We start from the raw sequence: 25,829 nt of genomic DNA, 5'->3' as shown, positions 1-25,829 counted from the left end.
GTGGTCACTCCCGCCTCACGAGACGCCGAGGTCCCGGTCGATGATGTCGAAGAGCTCGTCGTCGGTGGTCGAGTCGAAGTCGGCCGCCGTTGTGCCGCGCGCCCGGTTGACCACGGCGAGCAGCTCGCGCAGCCGGTCGCCGATCGGGCCGCCGTCGGCCGCGGCGAGCAGCGGCAGCGCGCGTTCGATCCGGTCCAGCTCGCGGGCGACGTCCGCCGCATCGGTCAATTCCCCCTGATCGGCAACGGGTTCGGGCGCCAGCGCCGTCTCGATGTGGGTGGCCAGCTCGGCCAGGGTCGGGAAGTCGAACACGAGCGTCGCCCGCAGCCGCAGGCCCGTCGCCGCGGTGAGCCGGTTGCGCAGCTCCATCGCGGTCAGCGAGTCGAAGCCGAGCTCCCGGAACGGCCGGTCGTCGGTGACCGGGTCGGCGTTGCCGTGGCCGAGCACCGCCGCGACCTCGCCGCGCACGAGGTCGAGCACGGCCGCCGCGCGTTCGAACCCGGTGAGCCCGGACAGCTTTTCGCCCAAGTCGGAGGCGGGCTCGTCCTCCGTCTCGCCCTCCAGCGCCGCCCGCGCTTCGGGGATGTCCTCGATCAGCGGCCGGCGCCGCGCCATCGCGTAGCCGGGCGCGAAGCGGGCCCAGTCGATGTCGGCGACGGTGAGGGTCGTCTCCTCGCGTTCGACGGCCTGCCGCAGCACGGTCAGGGCCGGGCCGGGGTCCATCGGCCGCACGCCGAGCCGGGCCAGCCGCTCCCCCATCTCCGCGTGGTCGGCGAGCATCCCGCCCGAGCCCCAGGCCCCCCACGACACCGAGACCGCGGGCAGGCCACGCTCCCGGCGGTCGGCGGCGAGCGTGTCCAGCGCGGCGTTCGCGGCCGCGTAGGCGGCGTTGCCCGCGCTGCCCCAGACCGCGGCACCGGAGGAGAACAGGACGAACGCGTCCAGCTCCAGCCCGGCGGTCAGTGCGTCGAGGTGGCGGGCGCCGAGCACCTTGCCGCGGGCGGCGTGGGCGAGCTCGGCGACGTCCAGCTCCCGCACCTCGCGGTAGTCGCCGACGCCGGCGGCGTGCAGGACGGCCGTCAGCGGGTGCTCGGCGGGGATGCCGGCCAGCACGGCGGCGAGAGCGCCGCGGTCGGCGACGTCACAAGCGGCGAAGCCGACTTCGATCCCGGAGGCCGTCAGCTCGTCGCGCAAGGCTCCCGCGCCCGGGGCTTCCGCGCCGCGGCGGCTGAGCAACAGCACGTGGGACGCGCCCTGTTCGGCGGCCCAGCGGGCGAGGTGCCCGCCGATGCCGCCGGTCCCGCCGGTGATCAGGACCGTGCCGCGCGGCCGCCACGGCCGCGTGACCGGCCCGGCGGGTGCGCGGACCAGGCGGCGAGTGAGCAGTCCGGCTGGGGTGAGCCGCAGCTGGTCTTCACCGGAGGTCAGCGCGGCGACCAGGGCGTCGCCGGTCCAGCCGGGCGTGAGGTCGACCAGGCCGCCCCAGCTCGCGGGTTCTTCGAGCCCGGCGATCTGCGCCACCGCCCGGACCTGGGCCTGATCCGCGCGGACGTCGACCTCGGTGGTCAGCAGCCAGCGCGGCGCCGTCACGCCCGCTTCGGTCAAGGCCCGCAGCAGCCGCGCGGTACCGGCGAGTCCGGTGGTCAGCTCGGGGTGGTGCGGGTGCGGTGAACCGTCGAGGGCGAGCGAGGAGACGATGCCGTCGAGGTCGCCGACGGCGGCGAGTTCGTCGCGCAGCCACGCGGGATCGGCGTCGGCGGGCACGGTGAACGGCACCACCTCGGCCCCGGCTCCGGTGAGCGCGGCACGGATGTCATCGGCGCCGCTCGCCGGTTCGACGCTCAGCCAGCGGCCGGTGAGTGCGCCGGGTTCGGCGTCGAGCGGTTTCCACGCCAGCCGGTAGCGCCACGACCCGAGCCGGGACTCCTGGCGCCAGCGGGCGAGCGCGGGCACCACGTCGGTGAGCCGGGCGTCGGCGTCGATGTCCAGCAGGGCGGCCAAGCCGGCGTCCTCGACGGCCGACCAGAAGGCGTCGTCGCGAGGGTCGCCGCCGGTGCCGGGCGGGCGAGCCGGCAGCCAGTAACGCGTGTGCTGGAAGGCGTAGGTGGGCAACGGCGTGCGGCGGCCGGGAGGGAGGACTTCGGCCCAGTCGACCGGGACGCCGTGGACGTAGGCTTCAGCGAAGGACGTGAGGAGCCGGTCGAGGCCGCCGTCGTCGCGGCGCAGGGTGCCGATGGTGGCGACGTCCGCACCGGCCGCGTCGGCGGATTCCCGCACCGCCATCGCCAGCACGGGGTGGCTGCTCATCTCGGCGAACACGGTGAAGCCGTCGGCGAGCAGCCGCTCGGTCACGGCGGCGAAACGCACCGGCGAGCGGAGGTTGCGATACCAGTAGGCGGCGTCGAGTTCCGTGGTGTCGAGTGGTTCCCCGGTGAGGGTCGAGTGGAACGGCACGGTCGCGGCGGCGGGCCTGAGCCCGGCGAGCTGTTCGGCCAGGGGCTCGGCGAGCACTTCGACGTGGGCGGAGTGCGAGGCGTAGTCGACGGGGATGCGGCGCGCCCGGACTCCGTCGGCTTCACAGGCGCGCAGGAGCTGGTCGAGCTCGTCGGGCGGCCCGGCGACGACGCACAGCTCGGGGCTGTTCACCGCGGCGATCGAGAGGTTCGCGTTCAGGCGTGGTCCGAGGTCCGCTTCGCCGAGGGAGACCGAGGCGAGACCGCCGCGTCCGGAGAGGTGCGAGCCGATCAGCCGGCTGCGCAAGCTCACGACGCGAGCACCTTCGTCGAGCGAAAGGGCCCCGGCCACGACGGCGGCGGCGATCTCACCTTGCGAGTGCCCGACGACGGCATCGGGTTCGACCCCGGCGGCCCGCCAGAGCGCCGCGAGCGACACCATGACGGCCCACGAAACGGGCTGCACGACGTCGACCTCGGTCCAGTCGCCCCGGTCGACGACCTCTCTGAGCGACCAGTCCACGTGGGGAGCGAGGGCGGTTTCGCAGCGGTCCATCGACTCGGCGAAGACCGGCGAGCCGGCCCAGAGTTCGCGGCCCATGCCGGCCCACTGCGCGCCCTGGCCGGGGAAGACGAACGCCACCCGGCTCCGGCCGGCCTTTGCGCCGCGCACCACGCCGGTTCGCGGCTGCCCGCCGGCGAGCGCGCGCAGGCCGGTCTCCAGGGCGTGCCGATCGTGCGCGACGACGACGGCCCGGTGCGCGAGAGCGGCGCGGGTGGTGACGAGGGAGTGCGCGAGGCCGGCCAGGTCCGGGGCGGAGCCGAGGTGCTCGGCGAGCGCGGCGGCCTGCCCGGCCAATGCGGCCGGGGTGTGGCCGGAGAGGGTGAACGCCAAGGGTCCGAGGACCGTTTCGCCGTCCGTCGCAGTGACTGCGCCGGCCTCCGGCGCCTGCTCCAGGATCACGTGCGCATTGGTCCCGCTCATCCCGAACCCCGAGACCCCGGCCCGGCGCGGACGCCCGGTCTCCGGCCAGCGCCGGGTCGCGGTGAGCAGTTCCGCCGCGCCCGCCGACCAGTCCACTTCCGCGGTCGGCTCCTGCGCGTGCAGGGTCGCCGGGAGCTCGCCGTGGCGCAGGGCCTGGACCATCTTGATCACCGATGCCACGCCCGCCGCGTGCTGGGAGTGGCCGATGTTGGACTTGACCGAGCCCAGGTACACCGGCTCCGCGCGGTCCTGGCCGTAGGTCGCCAGCACCGCCTGCGCCTCGATCGGGTCGCCCAGGGCCGTGCCGGTGCCGTGCGCCTCCACCACGTCCACTTCGGACGGCCGCAGGCCCGCGTCGGCCAGGGCCGCGCCGATGACCCGCTGCTGGGCCGGGCCGCTGGGGGCGGTGAGGCCGTTGGACGCGCCGTCGGAGTTGATCGCCGAGCCGGTCAGCACCGCCAGCACCTCGTGGCCGTGGCGCCGCGCGTCGGACAGCCGTTCGACGACCAGCATGCCGACGCCCTCGGCCCAGCCGGTGCCGTCCGCGCCGGCCCCGAACGCCTTGCAGCGCCCGTCCGCCGCGACCGCGCCCTGGCGGCCGAACTCGGCGAACGTGCCCGGGGTGACCATCACCGTCACGCCGCCGGCCACCGCCAGATCGCACTCGCCGCCGCGCAGGGCCTTCGCCGCCAGGTGCAACGCCACCAGCGACGACGAACAGGCCGTGTCCACGGTGACCGTCGGACCCTCGACGCCCAGCACGTACGAGATGCGCCCGGACATCACGCTCGACGACGCGCCCGTCGCGGTGTACCCGCTCGCGGCCTCCGGCGAGTTCACCAGCAGCGTCGCGTACTCCTGCACCGAGCCGCCGACGAACACGCCGGTGCGGCTGCCCCGCAACGACGCCGGGTCGACGCCGGCGGACTCGAACGCCTCCCACGCCGACTCCAGCAGCAGCCGCTGCTGCGGGTCCATCGCCAGGGCCTCGCGCGGGGAGATGCCGAAGAACTCCGCGTCGAACCCGGCCGCGTCGGCGAGGAACCCGCCCACCGCGACGTCGGCGCCCGGCCATTCGTGCCAGCCGCGGTCGGCCGGCACCGGGCCGACCGCGTCGCGGCCTTCGCGCACGAGGTCCCACAGGTCGCCCGGCGAGGCGACCCCGCCGGGGTAGCGGCAGGCCATGCCGACGATCGCGATCGGGTCGGCCGCCGACGCCACCGCCGGCTCGGCGACCGACTCGGCGCGGCCGAAGAGCTCCGCGGCCAGATGGTCCGCGAGCGCCACCGGGGTCGGGTGGTCGAAGACGAGCGTGGCGGGCAGCGCGAGCCCGGTCCCACCGGCGAGCACGCCGCGCAGCTCGACGGCGGTGAGCGAGTCGAACCCGATGGACTGGAACGGCTTGTCCAGCGGGACCTCCCGCGCCGAGCCGAGCCGCAGCACCCCGGCGACGGCATCGAGCACCAGGTCGGTCAGCCGGTCCCGGCGCCGGGCCGGGGTCAGCGGGGCCAGTTCGCGGCGCAGCCCGTCCGCGGCACCGGCCTCCGCCGGGGCTTCGAGCGCGGCTTCGGGGATGTCCTCGATCAGCGGCCGCCGCCGCGCGACCGCGTAGTTGACGGCGAACTTCGCCCAGTCCAGGTCGGCGACGGTCAGGTTGGTCTCGTCGTCCGCGATCGCCTGGCGCATCGCCGAAAGCGCGAGCGCGGGGTCCATCAGGCGCAGTCCGCGACGGCCGAGCGCATCGACGTCGACGTCGGCGCTCATGCCCGCGTCCCAGCCGCCCCACGCGAGGGAGGTGGCGGGCAGGCCGCGCGTCCGGCGGTCCACCGCGAGGGCGTCGAGGAAGGTGTTGCCGACCGCGTACGCGCCCTGGGACGCCCCGCCCCAGGTGGCCGCGCCGGAGGAGAACAGCACGAACGCGTCGAGGTCCAGGCCGGCGGTCAGCTCGTCGAGCCAGCGGGCGCCCAGTTCCTTGGCCCGGACCACATCGGCGAGTTCGCCGGCGGTCAGCTCGGCGAGGGGCCGGTAGCTCGCGACCCCGGCCGCGTGCACCACGGCCCGCAGGTCGTCGCGGATCTCGGCGATGACTTCCGCCAGGGCGGCCCGATCGGCGACGTCGCACGCCACCACGGACACCGGCAGGTCCGCCAGCCCGTCGGCGGTCCCGCTGCGGCTGAGCAGCACCAGCCGCTCGGCGCCGTTCTCCACCAGCCACCGCGCGAGGTGTCGGCCGATCCCGCCGGTTCCGCCGGTGACCAGGACCGTGCCGCGCGGCGACCAGGTCCGGGCCGAAGGAGCGGACGCGCGCAGCAGCCGCCGGGTCAAGACGGCGCCATCGCGCAGCGCCAGCTGGTCGTCCCCGGAGTTCAAGGCGCCGAGGAAGGCCGCGACGTCCCAGCCGGGGCCGACGTCGATCAGCCCGCCCCAGCCCGCGGGCCACTCCAGGCCCGCGACCTGCCCGAGCCCCCACAGCCGGGCCTGATCGAGCGAGAGGCCCTCACCCGGGGTGGCGGCCACTGCTCCGGCGGTGACCACCCACAGCGGCGACCCGTCCGCCGCCATCGCCGCCTGCAGGGCGGTGAGCGTGTCCGGCGCGTCGGTCAGCAGGGACAGCACACCGGTGACGTCCGGCCGGCCGCGCAGGACCGCAGGATCCCCCGGCCACTCGACGACCTCGACCGAGCCGTGCTCGGCCAGCGCGTCGGCCAATCCGGGCACCGAGGGCGCGCCCTCGGCCGGGACGAGGCACAGCCAGGTGCCGTCGAGGGCCGCGCCGCGGCCGGTGCCGAGCGGTTTCCAGGACACGCGGTAGCGCCAGGAGTCCAGGCGACGGCGTTCCCCGCGCCCGCGCCACCAGCGGTGCAGGGCCGGGACCACGTCGGTGAGATCCCCGGCGTCGAGCGCCAGTTCGCCGGCGAGACCGTCCACATCGGACTGCTCGACCAGGGACCAGAACTCGTCGCCACCCGGGGCGTGCTCGACCGGGGTGAGCCAGTAGTCGTCGTGCTGGAAGGCGTAGGTCGGCAAGGCGACCCGGCGGCGTCCGGGCAGCACCGCGGCCCAGTCGACGTCGTGCCCGCGCAACCACAGCCGTCCGACGGCGTCCATCAGGTCGGCGGCCTCGGTCTGCGGGCCCTTCGCCGCCGGGATGCCGTCGGCCATCGTGGTCAGCACGGGGGCCGGGCCGATCTCCAGCCAGGATCCGAGGTCGGGCACGGTGAACCGGACGGTCGCGGTCACCTGCGCCACCCAGTAGTCCGGGTTCGTCACGTCGCTGCGCCCGCCGCCCGTGGCCACCAGCGGAATGGCCGGCTCGTGGAACTCGGCCGACTCCACCACGGCCCGGAACTCGTCCAGCATCGGCGCCATCGACGGCGAGTGGAAGGCGTGCGAGACCCGCAGCCGCCGCACCCAGACCCCGCGCCCGCGCAGCACTTCCACCGCACGACCGACCGGCTCCTCGCCGCCGGACAGCACCACCGAGGCCGGCCCGTTCACCGCGGCCAGCGACACCCCGTCACCGAGCAGATCGGCCACCCCGGCCTCACCGGTCCCGGCGGTCCACATGACCCCGCCGGACGGCAGCGCCTGCATCAAGGACGCCCGGGCCGCCACCACCCGGCAGGCGTCGGCAATCGACCAGACCCCGGCCACGCAGGCGGCGGCCAGCTCACCGATGGAGTGCCCGATCACCACCTCGGGCCGGATGCCCCACGACTGCAGCAGCCGCGCCAGGGAGACTTCGAACGCGAACAGCAGGAGCTGGGCGACACCGGTCTGATCGACCTCCCCGGCGGTGTCCGGGAAGTGCGCGGTGATCTCGTCCCACGCCCGCGCGAAAACCGGGTAGGTCTCACGAAGCTGCTCGCCCATCCCCGGACGCTGGGCCCCTTGGCCGGTGAACATCCAGCCCAGGCCACCCTCGACCAGGCTTTCGACCGCGAAGGATCCGTCCGGGGCGACCACGGCACCGTGCTCCAGGCGCGCACGGGTGGACACCAGCGACCAGGCCACGTCGGCCGGCGGCGGCTCCGCGGTCAGGAAGTCCGCGAGACGTTCCACCTGGGCTCGGACCGCGGCGGAGCTGCGACCGGAGACCACCAGCGGCACCGGCCCGGGGAAAGCGGCCGCGGGCACCTCGGGCTCATCGGGCCCCTCGGGGGCTTCGAGGATCACGTGCGCGTTGGTGCCGCTGATCCCGAACGACGACACCCCCGCCCGCCGCGCCCGGCCCGAAACCGGCCATTCCCGCTCTCCCGCCACGACTTCGACGGCACCGGCCGACCAGTCCACCTGCGTACTCGGCACCTCGGCGTGCAGCGAAGCGGGCACCACGCCCGCCCGCAACGCCAGCACCGTCTTGATCACCCCGGCCACGCCGGCCGCGGCCTGGGTGTGCCCGATGTTCGACTTCACCGACCCCAGCAGCAGCGGAACCTCGCGCTCCTGGCCGTAGGCGGCGAGCAAAGCCTGAGCCTCGATCGGATCACCCAGCGACGTCCCGGTGCCGTGACCTTCGACGGCGTCCACATCGGACGGCTTCAGTCCCGCGTCCGCCAGCGCGGCGCGGATGACGCGTTGCTGCGCCGGACCGTTCGGCGCGGTCAGCCCGTTGGACGCGCCGTCCTGGTTGACCGCCGATCCCCGCACCACCGCCAGGACGTCGTGGCCGTTCCGCCGCGCGTCGGACGACCGTTCCACGACCAGGACACCGACACCCTCACCCCAGCCCGTCCCGTCCGCGCCCTCGCCGTAGGACTTGCAGCGGCCGTCCCCGGCCAGACCGCCCTGGCGGGACATCTCGACGAACACCCCCGGCGTCGACATCACCGTCACGCCACCGGCCAGGGCCAGATCGCACTCGCCCGACCGCAAGGACTGCGCGGCCAGGTGCAGCGACACCAGCGACGACGAACACGCCGTGTCCACGGTGACCGCGGGACCTTCCAGCCCGAGCACATAGGACACCCGGCCCGAGAGCACGCTCCCGGACGCCCCGGTCAGGCCGTAGCCGCTGTCGCTTTCCCCGGAGCTGACCAGCAGGGTCGCGAACTCCTGCACCGATCCCCCGACGAACACCCCGGTCCGGCTGCCGCGCAGGGAAGCCGGGTCCACCCCGGCGCGTTCCAGGGCCTCCCAGGACGACTCCAGCAGCACCCGCTGCTGCGGGTCCATCGAGATGGCCTCGCGCGGCGACACCCCGAAGAACCCCGCGTCGAACCGCCCGGCTCCGGTGAGAAAACCGCCGTGGCCGGTGTGGGCCCAGCCGCGGTCGGCCGGAATCGGCGTGATCGCGTCCCGGCGCTCGGTGAGCAGCCGCCACAGATCGGCCGGCTGCTCGATGCCGCCCGGCAGGCGGCACGCCATGCCGACGATCACGATCGGGTCGTCCTCGGTACGGGCCACCGGAGCGAGGCCGGTGGGGGCCCGCTCACCGCCGAGGCGGGTGTCCAGCTCGGCGGCCAGGTCCCGGACCGTCGGGTGGTCGAACAGCAGCGACGCGGGCAGCGCGAGGCCGGTGTGCGCGGCGATCCGGTCCCGCAGCTCGACCGCGGTCAGCGAGTCGAACCCCTGCTCCTGGAACGGTTTCCCGACGGCGACCTGGCCGGGATCGGCGTGCCGCAGCACCGCGGCCGCCTCGGCCCGGACGAGCTGGACGAGGTGCGGGCGACGTCGGGCTTCGGGCAGCGACGCCAGCCGGGCGCGCAGCGCCGCGTCCCCGGCCCCCGCCGGGCGCACCGCGGCTTCCGGGATGCTTTCGATCAGCGGACGGCGCCGGGCGATCGTGTAGTTCGCGGCGAAGCGCGGCCAGTCGAGGTCGGCGACGGTCAGGGTGGGTTCAGCGCTGCCGACGGCCTCGGCGAGGGCGTCGATCGCGGCGGCCGGGTCCATCAGCCGCAGTCCGACGCGGGTGATCAGGCTCGCGGACTCCTCGTCGGCCATCCCGCTGTCCCGCCAGGCACCCCAGGCGACGGACGTCGCGGGCAGCCCTCGCTTCCGGCGGTCTACGGCGAGGGCGTCGAGGAACGCGTTGCCCGCCGCGTAGGCACCTTGGGACGCGCCGCCCCAGGTGGCCGCGCCGGAGGAGAACAGCACGAACGCGTCGAGGTCCAGATCCGCGGTCAGCTCGTCGAGCCACCGGGCGCCTTGGACCTTGCCGCGCACGACCTCGGCGAACTCGTCCGCCGTCAGCTCGGCGAGCGGCCGGTAGCCCGCGACTCCGGCCGCGTGCACCACGGCCCGCAGGTCGTCGCGCACCTCGGCGATGACCGCCGCCAGGGCGTCCCGATCCGAGACGTCGCACGCCACCACCGAGACCGGCAGGTCCGCCAGCCCGTCGACGGTCCCGCTCCGGCTCAGCAGCACCAGCCGCTCGGCGCCGTTGTCCACCAGCCACCGCGCAAGGTGGCGGCCGATGCCCCCGGTTCCGCCGGTGACCAGGACCGTGCCACGCGGCTGCCACGGCTCGGTCGGTTCCGCGGGCGCGCGCACCAGGCGCCGGGCCAGCACCCTGTCCCCGCGCAGCGCGAGCTGATCCTCGCCCGAGGCCAGCGCCGCGACGAGGGTCCGCGGGTCGAGGTCCGCGCCGAGGTCGATCAGGCCACCCCAGCCGCCGGGCCACTCCAGGCCGGCGACCTGGCCGAGTCCCCAGAGCTGGGCCAGCTCGGGCGAAGGTCCGTCGCCGGGCGTCGCGATCCACAACGGCGGACCGTCCACCGCCATCGCGGCTCGGATCAGCGCCAGGGTTTCCGGGACGCCGCCCAGCAGGGACAGCACCCCGGTCGCGTCGCGGTGGCGGGCCAGCAGCCCGGTGGGGTCGGCCGGGCTCTCGACCACCTCGAACGACTCGGGCAGCGCCACCGGGGAGCCGCCCGGCGGGACCAGGCACAGCCACGATCCGGGCTCGGTCTCGCGGTCGACGCCGACCGGCTGCCACGTCACCCGGTAGCGCCAGTCCTCGTGCGGCCGCCGCCCGCCGTGGCCGCGCCACCACCGGGTCAGGGCGGGCACGACCCCGGTGAGTTCCGCCGCGTCCACGGCGAGTTCCCGGGCGATTGCGTCCACATCGGACCGCTCGACCAGCGACCAGAACCCGTCGCCGGCCGGGGCGGGGGCGGACAGCCAGAACCGCTCCCGCTGGAACGCATACGTCGGCAGGTCCACCCGCCGGCGGCCGGGGAGCACGGCCGGCCAGTCGACGTCGTGCCCGCGCAGCCACAGGCGCCCGACGGCCTCGGGCACGTCGGCGGCTTCGGTCGCGGGTCCCCGCACGGCCGCGAGCCCGCCGTCGACCAGGGTGGTCAGGACACCGGCCGGGCCGAGCTCGAGCCACGTCCCGGCGGGACCGGCGGCGTCGGCGAACCGGACGGTACCGGCCACCTGGGCCACCCAGTAGTCCGGGTTCGTCACGTCCGTCCGGCCCCCGCCGGTGGCCACCAGCGGGATGGTGGGCTCGCGATACTCCACCGACGTCACGACCGACCGGAAGGCGTCCAGCATCGGGTTCGTCAACGGCGAGTGGAACGCATGCGACACGCGTAGCTGCCGCACGCGGATCCCGCGCTCTCGCAGAGCTTCAACCGCGCGTGAGACGGGTTCTTCCGCACCGGAGAGCACGGTGGACGTCGCCGAGTTGACCGCGGCGACCGCCACCCCGTCGCCGAGCAGATCCGCGACCTCGGCCTCGCCCGCCTCGACCGTCCACATGACACCGCCGGGCGGCAGCGCCTGCATCAGGCCCGCCCGGGCGACGACCACCCGGCACGCGTCGGCGACCGACCACAGCCCGGCCACGCACGCCGCGGCCAGCTCCCCGATCGAATGCCCGACCACCGCCTCGGGCCGCACACCCCACGACTCCAGCAGCCGCGCCAGCGACACCTCGAAGGCGAACAGCAGCAGTTGCGCGAGCCCGGTCTGCTCGACATCACCGGTCACCGAACCCGGCTTCGCCAGCCCGCGAGCGAGCCCGGCCAGCCGCCATTCGGCCAGGACGGCCTCCGGCCAGTGGGCCACGATCTCGTCCCACGCCGCGGCGAACGCCGGAAAGCTCTCGTACAGCCGCGCTCCCATGCCGGGCCGCTGCGCGCCCTGGCCGGTGAACATCCACTTCAGACCGCCGCCGGCCGCGCTCTCGGCCGTGGTGGACCGGTCGGCGCCGAGCACGGCACCGTGTGCGAGGCGCGCCCGCGCCGAAACCAGCGTCCACGCGACGTCGCCGCGCGGCACGTCCGGGTGCGCGTCGAGGAAGTCTTCGAGCCGCCCCAGCTGGGCACGCGTCGCGTCGGCGGCGCGTCCGGACACCACCAGCGGCACCGGCCACGCCGGGTCGGCGGCGGCGGGGACCACGGTCTCCTCGACGCCTTCGAGGATCACGTGGGCGTTCGTCCCGCTGATCCCGAACGACGACACGCCCGCCCGGCGCACCCGCCCAGTTTCCGGCCACGCCCGCCGTTCGGTCACCACCTCGACGGCGCCGGCCGACCACTCGACCTGCGAACTCGGCCGTCCGACGTGCAGGGACGCCGGGATCACACCGGCGCGCAGGGCGAGCACGGCCTTGATCACCCCGGCCACCCCCGCGGCGAACTGCGTGTGCCCGATGTTGGACTTGACCGAACCCAGGTACGCCGGGACCTCCCGGTCCTGGCCGTAGGTCGCGAGCAGCGCCTGCGCTTCGATCGGGTCGCCCAGCGCGGTGCCCGTGCCGTGCCCCTCGATGAGGTCCACATCGGACGGTTCCAGTCCCGCGTCGGCCAGCGCGGCCCGGATCACCCGCTGCTGCGACGGCCCGTTGGGCGCGGTCAGGCCGTTCGACGCGCCGTCTGAGTTGACCGCGGAACCCCGGACCACGGCGAGGACGTCGTGACCGTTGCGGCGCGCGTCCGAGAGCCGTTCCAGCACCAGGACGCCGACGCCTTCGCCCCAGCCGGTGCCGTCGGCGCCGTCGGCGTAGGACTTGCACCGGCCGTCCCCGGCCAGTCCGCCCTGGCGGGAGAACTCGGTGAAGATCGCCGGTGAGGTCATGACGAGCACGCCGCCGGCGAGGGCCAGGTCGCATTCGTCGTTGCGCAGCGACTGCACCGCCAGGTGCAGGGAGACCAGGGACGACGAGCAGGCCGTGTCGACCGTGACCGCCGGGCCTTCCAGGCCGAGGACGTAGGCGACCCGTCCGGACAGCACGCTGCCCGGCAGGCCGGTGAGGGCGTAGCCGTCGTCGGCTTCCGCGGAGTTCATCAGCAGCGCGCCGTACTCCTGCGGCGCCCCGCCGACGAAGACGCCGGTGCGGCTGCCCCGCAGCGACGTCGGAGCGATCCCGGCCCGTTCCAGGGCCTCCCACGACGACTCCAGCAGCACCCGCTGCTGCGGGTCCATCGACACCGCCTCACGCGGCGACACCCCGAAGAGCCCCGCGTCGAACAACGCGGCGTCGTCGCGGAACGCCCCGACGCTGCCCGCCGGCACCCGAGTGGTGTCCCAGCCGCGGTCGGCCGGCAGCGCGGACATCGGGTCGCGCTCGTCGACCAGGAGGTCCCACAGCTGTTCCGGCGTGTCCGCCCCGCCGGGCAGGCGGCACGCCATGCCGACGATCGCGACCGGTTCGCCGGCCGCGGCCAGCAGCGTGCTGTTCTGCTTGCGCAGCCGCTCGTTCTCCAGCAGCGACGACCGAAGCGCGTCGACCACGTCGGCGACGGAGACGTCCTGGTTTGCCGCGGAATCCATCACCAGCTCCTGAAGTTCGGTCACGCCGGGCAGCGGTCACGCTAGGTCGGCCGGGCCAGGCCGGTACCCCGGCTCGGCCCGGCCGGGCCCCTACTCTTCGCGGGCTCGCCCCCGCCTCAGGCGGGCTCGACGTCCAAGGGCAGCTTCTTGGCGCCCAGCACGACCTGGGGGTTGTGGAACTCGATCGGCTCGCCGGCCGGGACCGACATCCGGGCGTAGCGCTGCAGCATCAGCTCGAGCGCCACGCGGCCTTCCAGCCGGGCCAGGGGCGCGCCGAGGCAGAAGTGGATGCCGCTGCCGAAGGCGAGGTGGCGGTTGGGCTTGCGGTCGAGGTCGAACCGGTCGGGCTCGGCGAAGTGCTGCTCGTCGCGGTTGGCCGAGGCGGCCCAGACGCACAGCATCTGCCCGGCGGGCACCGTCCGGCCGCCGACCTCGACCTCCTCCTTGGTCAGCCGCATCTGGCGGACCAGGGTGGGGCGCAGCCGCAGCACCTCTTCGATCGCGGCCGGGATCAGGCTGGGGTCGGCGCGCAGGCGCTCGGCGACGCCGGGGTTCTCCTCCAGGCACATGATCGTGTTGCCCAGCAGCGCGGTGGTCGTCACGTGCCCGGCCATCAGCAGCAACGCGACGAACGAGACGATCTCCTCGTCCGACAGCCGCCGGCCGTCGTCCTCGGTCACCACCAGCCCGCTGATCAGGTCGTCACCGGGGTTCGCGCGGCACTTGGCCACGTGCTCCAGCAGGTAGGCGTTCATCGCCCGGCCGGTCGGCCGGAACGCCTCGATCTGCTCGGGCGTCGGCATCGCGCCCTCTTCGCCGTTGTTCTTGACGAACGCCTCGGCCCAGCCGCGGAACAGGTCCAGGTCGTCGCTCGGCACGCCGATCAGCTCGGCGATGATCACCACGGGCAGCGGATAGGCCAGGTCGGCGACGACGTCGATGCGGGACTGCCCGGCGACCTTCTCGAGCAGTCCGGCGGCGATCTCGCGGACCCGCGGCTCCAGCGAGGCCACGTACTTCGGGGTGAACGCCTTCGACACCAGCGACCGCAGCCGTCGGTGCACCGGCGGGTCCATCATCAGGAAGTTGCCGGTGGCGAACCAGTCCATGTCCGGGTTCGGCGGCAGCAGGGCGCTGAAGTCGCTGGAGAACTTCGAGTGGTCGCCGAAGATCTTCGCGATGTCGTCGTAGCCGAACACGTGCCACAGCCCCGGCAGCTCGCCCGGGATGATCCGGTCGGTCGAGCGGTGGGCCTCGAACCAGTCGTAGAGGCCGCTGATCGGCTCGGGCCAGGTCGGTGCGAGGGCGGCTTCACCAGTGGTCATCGGATTTCTTCGCCTTTCGGTGGTGGGGTTCAGCGGATGCCGAACTCGTCGTCGATCAGGGTGAGCAGCTCGGCGGTGCCCAGGTCGAGGTCGCCGTCTTCCGGGGCCTCCGGCTGGTCGATCCGGGTGAGCAGGACGCGCAGCCGCGACGCCAGGGCGCCGCGGTCGCCCGGGTGGTCCCGCACGGCGGTTTCGAGGACGTCGAGCGCGGTGAGCGCCGGGTCGGCGGCCGTGGCCTCCGGGGGCGCCAGCTCGCTCAGCAGGTGCGCGGCCAGCGCGTCCGGGGTCGGGTAGTCGAACACCAGCGTCGCGGGCAGCCGAACCCCGGTGACCGCGCCGAGCCGGTTGCGCAGGTCGACGGCCATCAGCGAGTCGAAGCCGACCGCGCTGAACGTCCTGGTGCGCGGGAAGGACCCGGCCGAGGGCAGCGCCGCGACCGTGGCGGCCTCGCTGCGGACCAGCTCGGCCAGCAGCGTGAGCCGCTCCTCCGGCGGCGTCGCGGCCAGCCGGTCCCGCACCGACGTCACGGGCGTGGTGACCGGACGCGGCCGGGCGGCCAGGGCCCGCAGCAGCGGGGGCACCGGCTCACCGAGCGCGCGCACGTCGACCCGCACGGGCACGACCACCGGCAGCCCGGTCCCGACCGCCCGGTCGAACGCCGCGCCGCCTTCGTCGAGGGTGTAGGCCAGCAGACCGGACCGGGCGAGGCGGCTGCGGTCGGTGTCCGACAGCGCCGCGGTCATGCCCGCGCCGTCCGCCCACGGTCCCCACGCCAGCGCCTGCGCGGGCCGCCCGGCCGCCCGCCGCCGCCGGCACAGCGCGTCGGCGTAGGCGTTGGCCGCGGCGTAGTTCGCCTGCCCGGCGCCGCCGAGCGTCCCGGCCAGCGAGGAGAACACCACGAACGCGCTCAGTTCGCGGCCGGCGGTCAGCTCGTGCAGGTGGTGGACGGCGTCGACCTTGACCCGCAGCACGCGCTCGACCTGCTCGGCGGTCAGGGTGGCGAGCACGCCGTCGTCGACGACCCCGGCGGTGTGCACCACGGCGGACACCGGGACGCCGTCGAGCACGCTTTCCAGGGCGGCCCGGTCGGTGACGTCGCACGCGGCGAACCGGAATCGGGCGCCGAGCGCGGTGAGGTCTTCGGCGAGGGCCGCGTCCGCGCCGCCGCGGCTGAGCAGCAGCAGGTCGCGGACGCCGTGCTCGGCGACCAGGTGCCGGGCGACGAGCCCGCCGAGCATGCCGGTGGCCCCGGTGACCAGCACGGTGCCCGACGTCGGCCAGGGCGCGTCGACCGGCTCGGCGGCGGGCACCCGCGTCAGGCGTGGCACGAAGGTCTGCCCGCCGCGCACCCGCGTCTGCGGTTCGCCGGTGAGCCGCGTTGCGTCCTTAATGGACTCAGTGGACTCGGTGTCCACCAGCATGATCCGGTCCGGGGCTTCGAGCTGGGCCGACCGCACCAGGCCCCAGACGGCGGCGTGCGCCGGGTCCGGTTCGTCGCCGGTCGCGGCGACGGTCCGCACGACCAGCGGCACCCCGGTGTCCGGGCCGTCGAGGAAGGCGCGGACCTCGGCCAGCACCCGCAGCACGAGGGCGTGGGTCGCCGCCGGCCCGTCGCCGACCGGGTCGAGCGCGAGCGTGACCGCGTCGGGCAGCGGCCCGGTCTCCGGCGCGGGCACCCACTCGACGTGCAGGAGGTCGTCGGCGCGGGGTCGGCCGGTCTCCCGCAACGCCAGGGCCCCGATCCGGGCGACCGGCCGGTTGTCTTCGTCCAGCAGGGAAACCGTCACCGAGTCGGGCCCGGTCTCGCGCAGGTGCACGCGGGCCGTCGCGCACCCCGGCCGGGTCACGCCGATGCCGCTCCAGCTGAACGGCAGCTTCGGCCGCGCGCTCGCCCGCGCACCCGGGCGGAACGCGAGGGCGTGCAACGCGGCGTCGAGCAACGCCGGGTGGACGGTGAAGGACCCGGCCGAGGCGGCGATGGAGTCGGGCAGCGCCACTTCCGCGAAGACCTCGTCCTCGCCTTGCCAAGCCGCGGTCAGGCCCTGGAAGGCGGGCCCGTACTCGAACCCGGCGGCCACGAGGTCGGCGTAGAGCGAGCCGACGTCGACCGCGCGGGCGTGCGCGGGCGGCCACTCGGCGAAGTCCGCCGGTGCCACGGGTTCCCCGGGAACGAGCCGGCCTTCGGCGTGCCGGGTCCAGTCCTGCCCCGGCGCGGCCGAGTACACGGCGACCGGCCGGCGGCCGTCCGGCCCGGCACCGACGACCACCTGGATGCGCACGCCCTCGGCCGTCAGCGGCAGCGGCTCGCTCAGGGTCAGGTCCTCCAGCACGGGCGTGCCGACGCGGGCACCGGCCCACAGGGCGAGTTCGACGAACCCGGCGCCGGGGAACAGGACCGTGCCGAGCACCGCGTGGTCGTTCAGCCACGGCTGCCGCACCGGCGACAGCCTCCCGGTGAACAGCACGTCCCCGGTGGCCGCCGACGTCTCTTCGACCCCCAGCAACGGGTGCCCGGACGCGGTCACCCCGGCCGGGACGGCGTCCGGCCAGTACCGGCGGCGCTGGAACGGGTAGGTCGGCAGGTCGACGCGCCGGGCGCCGGTGCCGGCGAACACCGCGGACCAGTCCGGACCGGCGCCGCGGACGTGCGCGGCCGCCACCGCGGCGAGCAGGGATCCGGTTTCGCGGTGGTCACGGCGAAGCGCGGCAACGCAGTCGACGTCCGTTTCGGCGTCGAGGCACTGCGCCGCCATCACGGTCAGCGCGCGGTCCGGGCCCAGTTCCAGGAACGTGCGGACGCCTTCCCCGGCGAGGAACGCGATCCCGTCGGCGAACCGGACGGCTTCGCGGGCGTGGCGCAGCCAGTACTCCGGCGTCGTGACTTCGTGCGCGGCCACCGGCTTGCCGCTCAGGTTGGAGACGATCGGCACGGTCGGCGGCGCGAAGCTCAGTTCGGCGAGGACGGCGGCGAACCCGTCGAGCGCCGGTTCCACCAGCGGCGAGTGGAAGGCGTGGCTGACCGGCAGGCGCCGGGTGCGCACCCCACCCGCCGACCCGTGCTCGGCGACTCGCTCGAGCGCCTCGACCGGGCCGGACAGCACGATCGAGGCGGGCGCGTTGACCGCGGCGATCCCGACCGTCCCGGCGGCTTCTCCCAGCGCCGCTTCGAGTTCGGCGCCGATCGACGTCTCCGGCAGCCCGACGGCCAGCATCCCGCCACCCGGCGGCAGGTCGCCCATCAGCGCGGCCCGGGCCGTCACCAGCCGGCTCGCGTCCGGCAGCGACAGCACCCCGGCGACGTGCGCCGCGCTGATCTCGCCGACGGAGTGTCCGATCAGGTAGTCCGGCCGCACGCCCCAGCTCTCCACCAGCCGGTGGAGCGCGACTTCGACGGCGAACAGCGCGGGCTGGGTGAACCGGGTGTCGTCGAGGCCCTCGCCGCCGAACACCACGTCCCGCAACGGAACCGGCAGGTGCGGGTCGCAGGCCGCGCACACGGCGTCGAACGCCGCCGCGTAGGCCGGGAAGGCGGCGTAGAGCTCGCGGCCCATGCCGGCGCGCTGGCTGCCCTGCCCGGAGAACAGCACGGCCAGGCCGCCGCCGGCCGCGGTTCCGTGCCGCAGCCCCGGTTCCGGCGTGCCGTCGCGCAGGGCGGCGAGCCCGGTGAGGGCCGACTCCGCCGGGATCGCGACCCGGTGCTCCAGCGCGGCGCGGCCGGTGGCCAGGGAGAACGCGACGTCGGCGAGGTCCGCCCCGCTGTCCAGCTGCGCGGACACCGCGGCGGCCTGCGCGCGCAGGGCCGGTTCGTTCGCCGCCGAGAGCACCAGCGGGACCGGCAACGCGGTGCCGCGCGGCGCTTCCGGCTCCGGCGCGGGCGCCTGTTCGAGGATCACGTGGGCGTTCGTGCCGCTGATGCCGAAGGACGACACGGCCGCGCGCCGCGGCCGGTCCAGCTCCGGCCACGGCGTGGTTTCCCTCAGCAGCCGCACCGCGCCGGCCGCCCAGTCCACGTGCGGGGTCGGCTCGGCCAGGTGCAGCGAGCGCGGCAGCACGCCGTGCCGCAGGGCCTGCACCATCTTGATCACGCCGCCGACGCCGGCCGCCGCCTGCGCGTGGCCGATGTTCGACTTCAGCGAGCCGAGCCGCAGCGGCTCGGGGCGCTCACCGCCGTAGACCGCGAGCACCGCGCGCGCCTCGATCGGGTCGCCGAGCGTGGTGCCGGTACCGTGCGCCTCGACGGCGTCCACTTCGGACGGGGCCAGTCCGGCCCGGTCGAGGGCGGCCCGCAGCACCCGCTGCTGGGCCGGGCCACTCGGCGCGGTCAGGCCGTTCGAGGCGCCGTCGGCGTTGATCGCGCTGCCGCGCAGGACGGCCAGCACCGGGTGCCCGTGCCGCCGGGCGTCCGACAGCCGTTCGAGGACGAGCACGCCCGCGCCTTCGGCCCACGACGTCCCGTCGGCGGCCGCGGAGAAGGGCTTGCACCGCCCGTCCGGGGCCAGGCCGCCCTGGCGGGCGAAGTCGTCGAACAGGAACGGGCTCGCCATGATCGACACGCCGCCGGCCAGCGCGAGGTCGCACTCCCCGTCGCGCAGGGCCGCGGCGGCGTTGTGCAGCGCCACCAGCGAAGACGAGCACGCGGTGTCCACGGTGACCGCCGGTCCTTCCAAGCCCAGCGCGTACGCGATGCGGCCGGACACGACACTCGCCGACGTCCCGGTCACGCCGTAGCCGGCCATGCTGTCCGAGCCCGCGGCGAACAGGCTCGCGTACCCCTGCGACGCGGCGCCGACGAAGACACCGGTCCGGCTGCCGCGCAACGCGTTCGCGTCGAGCCCGGCCCGTTCCACCGCCTCCCACGAGGTCTCCAGCAGGATCCGCTGCTGCGGGTCCATGGTCAGCGCCTCGCGGGGCGTGATGCCGAAGAACTCGGCGTCGAACCAGGTCGCGTCCTCGACGAACCCGCCGCGCACCGGGGTCTCCGGCGCCCAGCCGCGGTCGGCGGGCAGGCCGGAGATGACGTCGCGTTCGCCCAGGACGAGGTCCCACAGGTCCTCCGGCGAGGCGACGCCGCCCGGGTAGCGGCAGGCCATGCCGATGATGACCAGGGGGTCGTCGCCGGGGACCGGACGCGCGGCCGGGACCACGGGCGCCGGTTCGGCGAGCTCACCGACCAGCTCGCCCAGCAGGAGGGCGGTCAGCTCGCGCGGGGTCGGGTGGTCGAACACCAGGGTCACCGGCAGCCGCAGCCCGGTCGCGGCCGCGAGCCGGTTGCGGAACTCCACCCCGGTCAGCGAGTCGAAGCCGTGGTCCTTGAAGGTGCCGGCCGGCGGCACGGTTTCCGGGTCGGCGTGCCCGAGCACGGCGGCCGCGTGCTCGCGCACCAGGCGCAGCACGATCGTCGTGCGCTCGGTGCCGGTGAGCGCGGTGAGCCGGTCGCGCAGCGAGCCGTCGTCGGCGGCCTGCCCGGCCCGGCCGCGACGCCGGGCGGCCGGGCGGACCAGGTCGCGCAGGATCGGCAGGACGCGGGCGCCCTGCTCCGTCAGCGACGCCGGGTCGAGCCGGGCCGGGACCGCGGTGGGCAGACCGGCGCGCAACGCGGTGTCGAGCAGTCCGAACGCCTCCTCGGTGGACAGCGCGAGCACGCCGCCCCGGCTCATCCGGCGCACGTCGACGTCGCCGAGGTGCCCGGACATGCCGCTGCGCTCCTCCCAGAACCCCCACGCCAGCGACAGCGCGGGCAGTCCGCGGGCGACGCGGTGGCGGGCCAGCCCGTCGAGGCCCGCGTTCGCCGCCGCGTAGCTGCTCTGGCCGGGCCCGCCGAGCACGCCCGCCAGGGACGAGAACAGGACGAACCCGGCCAGGTCGGCGTCCTGGGTCAGCTCGTGCAGGTGCAGCGCGGCCTCGAACTTCGGCCGCAGCACGCGGTCCGCCTGCTCGGGCGTCAGCGTTTCCAGCAGGCCGTCGTCGAGGACACCGGCGGCGTGCACGACGAGGGTCAGCGGGTGCTCGGCCGGGACCCCGGCCAGCAGCCGCGCCACCTCGGCGCGCTCGCCGACGTCGCACGCGGCCACGGTGACCCGGGCGCCCAGCGCGGTCAGCCCCTCGACGACTTCGGCCGCGCCCGGCGTCTGAGCGCCGCGGCGGCCGGTGAGCAGCAGGTGCCGGACGCCGTGCCGCTCGACCAGGTGGCGGGCGGTCAGCGCGCCGAGGGTGCCGAGCCCGCCGGTGACGAGTGCGGTGCCGTCCGCGTCGACCGCGCGCGGCACGGTCAGCACGGCCTTGCCGACGATCGCGGCCTGGCTCAGCGCCCGGAACGCGTCCCGGCCGCGGCGCAGGTCCCACGTGGTCAGCCGCGGCGGGTGCAGCACGCCGCCGTCGATGAGCCGGGTGATCTCGGCGAGCATCTCGCCGATCCGGTCCGTGCCCGCTTCCAGCAGGTCGTAGACGCGGTACTCGACACCGGGGTGGGCGGCCGCGACCCGGGCCGGGTCGCGCTTGTCGGTCTTGCCCATCTCCAGGAACCGGCCGCCGCGCGGGAGCAGCCGCAGGCCGGCGTCGACGAACTCGCCGTTGAGGCAGTCGAGCACGACGTCGACGCCCGCGCCGCCGGTCGCGGTGCGGAAACGGGGTTCGAACTCGAGGGTGCGCGAGTTCGCCAGGTGGTCGTCGGGGATCCCCTGGGACCGCAGGAAGCCGTGCTTGGCCGGGCTGGCGGTCGCGTAGACCTCGAGCCCGAGGTGGCGGGCGAGCTGCAGGGCGGCGTTGCCGACGCCGCCGGCGGCCGCGTGCAGCAGCAGCTTCTCCCCCGCGCGCACGCCGGCGAGGTCCAAGAGCCCGTAGTAGGCGGTGAGGAACGTGATCGGCACGGCGGCGGCTTCGGCGAACGACATCCCGGCCGGGATCTTCGCCAGCAGCCGCTCGTCGGTGACGCCGATCGGGCCGAGCGTCTCGGTGGACAGCCCGTACACGCGGTCGCCGGCCGCGAGCCCGGGCACGCCGGGCCCGGTTTCCAGGACCACCCCGGCGACCTCGCCGCCGAGCCCGGACAGCCCCGGCACCAGGTCCAAGGCGACGACGACGTCCTTGAAGTTCAGCCCGGCCGCCCGGATCCCGAGCCGGACGTGGCCCGGCGCGAGCGGGGCGAGCGCGTCCGGGAACGGCACCAGGGCGAGCCCGTCGAGGGTGCCCGGCCGCGCGTTCTCCACGCGGTAGGCCGGTTCCCCGTCCGGCGGCAGCATCACCGCCGACGAGTCCCATGGGGACAGCCGGGGCACTCGCAGCCCGTCCCCGCGGACGGCGACCTGCGCTTCGCCGGATCCCAGCGCCCGCGCGACGGCGTCGGGCGCGCAGCCGGCCGGGTCGAGGTCGAGCAGCGTGAACCGGCCGGGGTGCTCGGACTGCGCCGACCGCACGAGCCCCCACACCCCCGCCCCGGCCACATCGGGCACGTCGGCGCCGGGGTCGGTGGCCACCGCGCCGGTCGTGACGAGCACCAGCCGGGTGTCTTCGCGAGCGGGGTCGGCGAGCCACTCCTGCAACAGGGCCAGGGTTTCCCGCACCGGACCGGCGCCTTCGCCGGCCGGGACCGGGTACAGGACGGCGTCCGGCCGCCCGGCGCTCACGAACGGGCTGTCGACGACACCGGCGTCCGGGAGCGCTTCGGCCAGGACCGGCGCACCCGGACACCGCGCCCAGCGGCCGTCGGGGCCGGTCCGGTGCTCGAACGCGGGCCAGCGCACCTCGTAGAGCGAGTCGTGGCGGACCGGCGCCGTGGTCATCGGACGGACCACCAGCGAACCCGCGGTCGCGACCGGCGCGCCGGCCACGTCGGTGACCAGCACCGACACGGCGTCGGTGCCGGTGCGGGTGAGCCGGACGCGCAGCGCGGTCGCGCCTTCGGCGTGCACGTCGACGTCCTGCCAGGAGAACGGCAGCCGGACCGCGTCCTGCCCGTCGCCGAGCAGGAACATCGCGTGCAGGGCCGCGTCGAACAGCGCGGGGTGCACGGCGAAGTCCGGGGCGTCGCGCACCGGCCCCTCGGGCAGCGCGACCTCGGCGAAGACCTCGTCGTCGCGCCGCCACGCGCGGCGCAGGCCACGGAAGGCCGGGCCGTAGCCGTAGCCGGTTTCGGCCATCCGGCGATAGATGTCGGCGCCGTCGACCTCGTCGGCGCCGGTGGGCGGCCACGCGTCCAAGCGCTCGGGCTCGGGGCCGGCCGCGGGGGTGAGTGCCCCCGACGCGTGCCGGGTCCACGGCTGGTCCGCCGCGGGGCGCGCGTAGACGCCGAAGTCGCGGACGCCGTCCTCGTCCGGGGTTCCGGCGCGGGCCTGCACGAGCACGCCGCCTTCGCGCGGCAGCACCAGCGGCGTTTCGAAGGTCAGCTCGGCGACCCGCGGGCAGCCGGCCCGGTCGCCGGTGAGCACGGCCAGCTCGACCAGCGCCGTGCCGGGCACGATCACCCGGTCGCCGACGGCGTGGTCGGCCAGCCAGCCGTGGGTGTCCAGGCCGAGCCGCCCGCTCAGCACGACGGCGTCGGCGTCGGCGTCCACGACCAGCGCGCCGAGCAGCGGGTGCGCGAGCGGTTCGACGCCGACGGCGGCGAGGTCACCGGCCCCGGCCCGCACGCGGGTCCAGTAGGTCCGGTGCTGGAAGGCGTACGTCGGCAGGTCGACGGCCGCCGCGCCGGGGAACACCCGGTCCCAGCCGACCGCCGCGCCGTGGGCGTGCGCCTGGCCGAGCGCGGTGCTCATCCGCCGCGGGCCGCCGTCGCCGCGCACCAGCGTGCCGGACACCGACGCGGCCGCCTCGGCGTGGTCGATGATCTGCTGCACCGGCACGGTCAGCACCGGGTGGGCCGAAACCTCCACGAACACCCGGTGCTCGTCGGCCAGCAGTGCGCGCACCGCGGGTTCGAACAGCACCGGACGGCGGACGTTGCGGAACCAGTACTCGGCGTCCAGCGTGGCGGGTTCGGCCCACGAGCCGGTGACCGTGGACAGCATCGGCAGGGCCTCGCCGCGCGGGGTGACGCCGGCGAGCGCGGCGAGCAGTTCTTCGCGCAGGGGTTCGAGCTGCGGCGAATGCCCGGCGACGTCGACCCCGCGCACGCGCCGGGCGCGGATCCCGTCGGTCTCGCAGGCGGCGGCGAATTCGTCGCAGGCGGCCGCGTCCCCGGCGACGGTCGCGGCGCCGGGGCCGTTGACCGCGGCCAGCGACAGCCGGTCCGACCACGGCCCGACGCGGCGTTCCACCTCGTCGGCGGGAGCCAGCACGGACACCATGCCGCCGTCGCCCGCCAGGGAGAGCAGCGCGATGCTGCGGTGCGCGACGATGGCGGCCGCGTCCCGCAGGGACAGCGCACCGGCCACGTACGCGGCGGCCACTTCACCTTGCGAGTGCCCGACGACGGCGTCCGGCTCCACACCGAGGCTCCGCCACTGCGCGGCGAGCGAGACCATCACGGTGAACAAAGCGGGTTGCAGCACGTCGATGCGCTCGGCCGGCGCCGCGTCCGGGTCGCCGCGCAGCACCGCGAGCACGTCCCAGTCGACGAACTCGCGCAGCGCCTCGGCGCATTCCGCGGCCTTCCCGGCGAACGCGCCCCCGGCGGCCAGCAGCTCGGCGCCCATGCCGGCCCACTGCGCGCCCTGGCCCGGGAAGACGAACACGACCTTGCCGGGGGTGGCGGTGCTCGCCGTGCCGCCCGCCGCGAACCCGGCCAGCTCGGTTTCCAGCTCGGTGCGGTCGGCACCGACCACCACCGCGCGCCGCGGCAGCGCGGTGCGCGTCGTCGCCAAGGACCGCCCGACGGCGGCGACGTCGAGGTCGGGGAGCCCGCGCACGTGGTCGAGCAGGCGCCGGGCCTGCGCGCGCAGGGCGTCGTCCGAGCGCGCGCTCAGCACCCACGGCAACGGTCCGGACGGGGGCGTGGCCGGTGCTTCCGGCTGCTCCGCGGCTTCTTCGAGGATGACGTGGGCGTTGGTCCCGCTGATGCCGAACGCCGAGACCGCCGCGCGGCGGGGCGCGTCCCCGGCCGGCCAGTCCCGCGGCTCGGTCAGCAGCCGGACCGCGCCGGAGGACCAGTCCACCAGCGGCGACGGCGTGCCGGCGTGCAGGGTCTTCGGCATGGTGGAGTGCCCGAGCGCGGCCACCACCTTCAGCACGCCCGCGGCGCCCGCCGCGGCCTGCGTGTGCCCGATGTTCGACTTCAGGGCCCCCAGCCACAGCGGCCGGTCCGCCACCCGGGTGCGGCCGTAGACCGCCAGCAGCGCGTCGGCCTCGATCGGGTCGCCGAGCTTCGTGCCGGTGCCGTGCGCTTCGACGAGGTCGATGTCGGCCGCCGACAGGCGCGCGTCGGCCAGCGCGGCGCGGATCACGCGCTGCTGCGAAGGACCGTTGGGCGCGGTCAGGCCGTTGGACGCGCCGTCGGAGTTGACCGCGGTGCCGCGCACCACGGCGAGCACGCGGTGGCCGTTGCGGCGGGCGTCGGAAAGCCGTTCGACGGCCAGGACCGCGGCGCCTTCGGCCCACGAGGTGCCGTCGGCGCCGGCCGCGAACGCCTTGGAACGGCCGTCCATCGCGAGCGCGCGCTGCCGCGACATCGCGACCAGCACCGCCGGGGTGGCCATCACGGTCACGCCGCCGGCCAGCGCGAGGTCGCACTCGCCCGCCCGCAGCGAGCGCACGGCCATGTGCAGCGCGACCAGCGAAGACGAGCACGCCGTGTCGATGGTCAGCGACGGCCCTTCCAGGCCGAGCACGTAGGACACCCGGCCGGACAGCACGCTGTTGGAGCTGCCGGTGGCGGCGTACCCGTCGATGCCCTCCGGCGACGCGGCGAGCAGCGTGCCGTAGTCCTGCTGGGACAGCCCGGCGAACACGCCGGTCCGGCTGCCGCGCAGGGTCGCCGTGTCGACGCCGGCCCGTTCCAGTGCCTCCCACGAGGTTTCCAGCAGCAGCCGCTGCTGCGGGTCCATCGCGGTCGCCTCGCGCGGTGAGATCCCGAAGAACTCCGCGTCGAAGCCGGCGACGTCGTCGAGGAAGCCGCCTTCGGTGAGGTAGCAGGTGCCGTGGTGGTCCGGGTCGGGGTGGAAGAGCCGGTCCAGCGGCCAGCCCCGGTCGCCGGGGAACGCGCCGATGGCGTCGGTCCCGTCGGCCAGCAGCCGCCACAGCTGCTCCGGCGAGCGCACGCCTCCGGGCAGCCGGCAGCCCGTGCCGACGATCGCGATCGGCTCGCTGCCGGCGCTCTCCAGCTCGGTCACGCGCGCGCGGGCCTTGTGCAGGTCGGCGGTGACCCACTTCAGCGCGTCGAGCAGGTCCGGTTCAGTAGCCATCGGAGTCTCT

At 75.5% G+C, this 25,829-nt stretch carries 2 protein-coding genes and 1 pseudogene; all 3 read right to left on the bottom strand.

Annotated elements, in window-relative coordinates; genetic code table 11:
- Window positions 1-15 precede the first annotated feature (15 nt).
- Window positions 16-13,161 (bottom strand): type I polyketide synthase, encoded by a 13,146-nt coding sequence (locus NYF13_RS15620; protein WP_315657534.1) that lies wholly within the window; start codon window positions 13,159-13,161, stop codon window positions 16-18.
- Window positions 13,162-13,277: 116 nt separating this feature from the next.
- The gene (locus NYF13_RS15615) at window positions 13,278-14,486 is read right to left on the bottom strand and encodes a cytochrome P450 (protein ID WP_315657532.1); all 1,209 of its coding nucleotides are present in this window, start codon (window positions 14,484-14,486) and stop codon (window positions 13,278-13,280) included.
- 29 nt (window positions 14,487-14,515) lie between these two features.
- A pseudogene (locus tag NYF13_RS15610) lies at window positions 14,516-25,771 on the bottom strand (SDR family NAD(P)-dependent oxidoreductase); the annotation flags it as partial.
- Window positions 25,772-25,829: the final 58 nt, after the last annotated feature.

Source organism: Amycolatopsis sp. PS_44_ISF1, from assembly GCF_032335455.1.
Classification (GTDB): Bacteria; Actinomycetota; Actinomycetes; order Mycobacteriales; family Pseudonocardiaceae; genus Amycolatopsis.
The sequence above is the reverse complement of the archived record's forward strand: the minus strand, read 5'-3'. Positions and strand labels throughout refer to the sequence as shown.

Excerpts from the sequence above, each read along its gene's own strand:
- NYF13_RS15620 (WP_315657534.1), bottom strand. The coding sequence starts at position 13,161 with ATGGATTCCGCGGCAAACCAGGACGTCTCCGTCGCCGACGTGGTCGAC.
- NYF13_RS15615 (WP_315657532.1), bottom strand. The coding sequence starts at position 14,486 with ATGACCACTGGTGAAGCCGCCCTCGCACCGACCTGGCCCGAGCCGATC.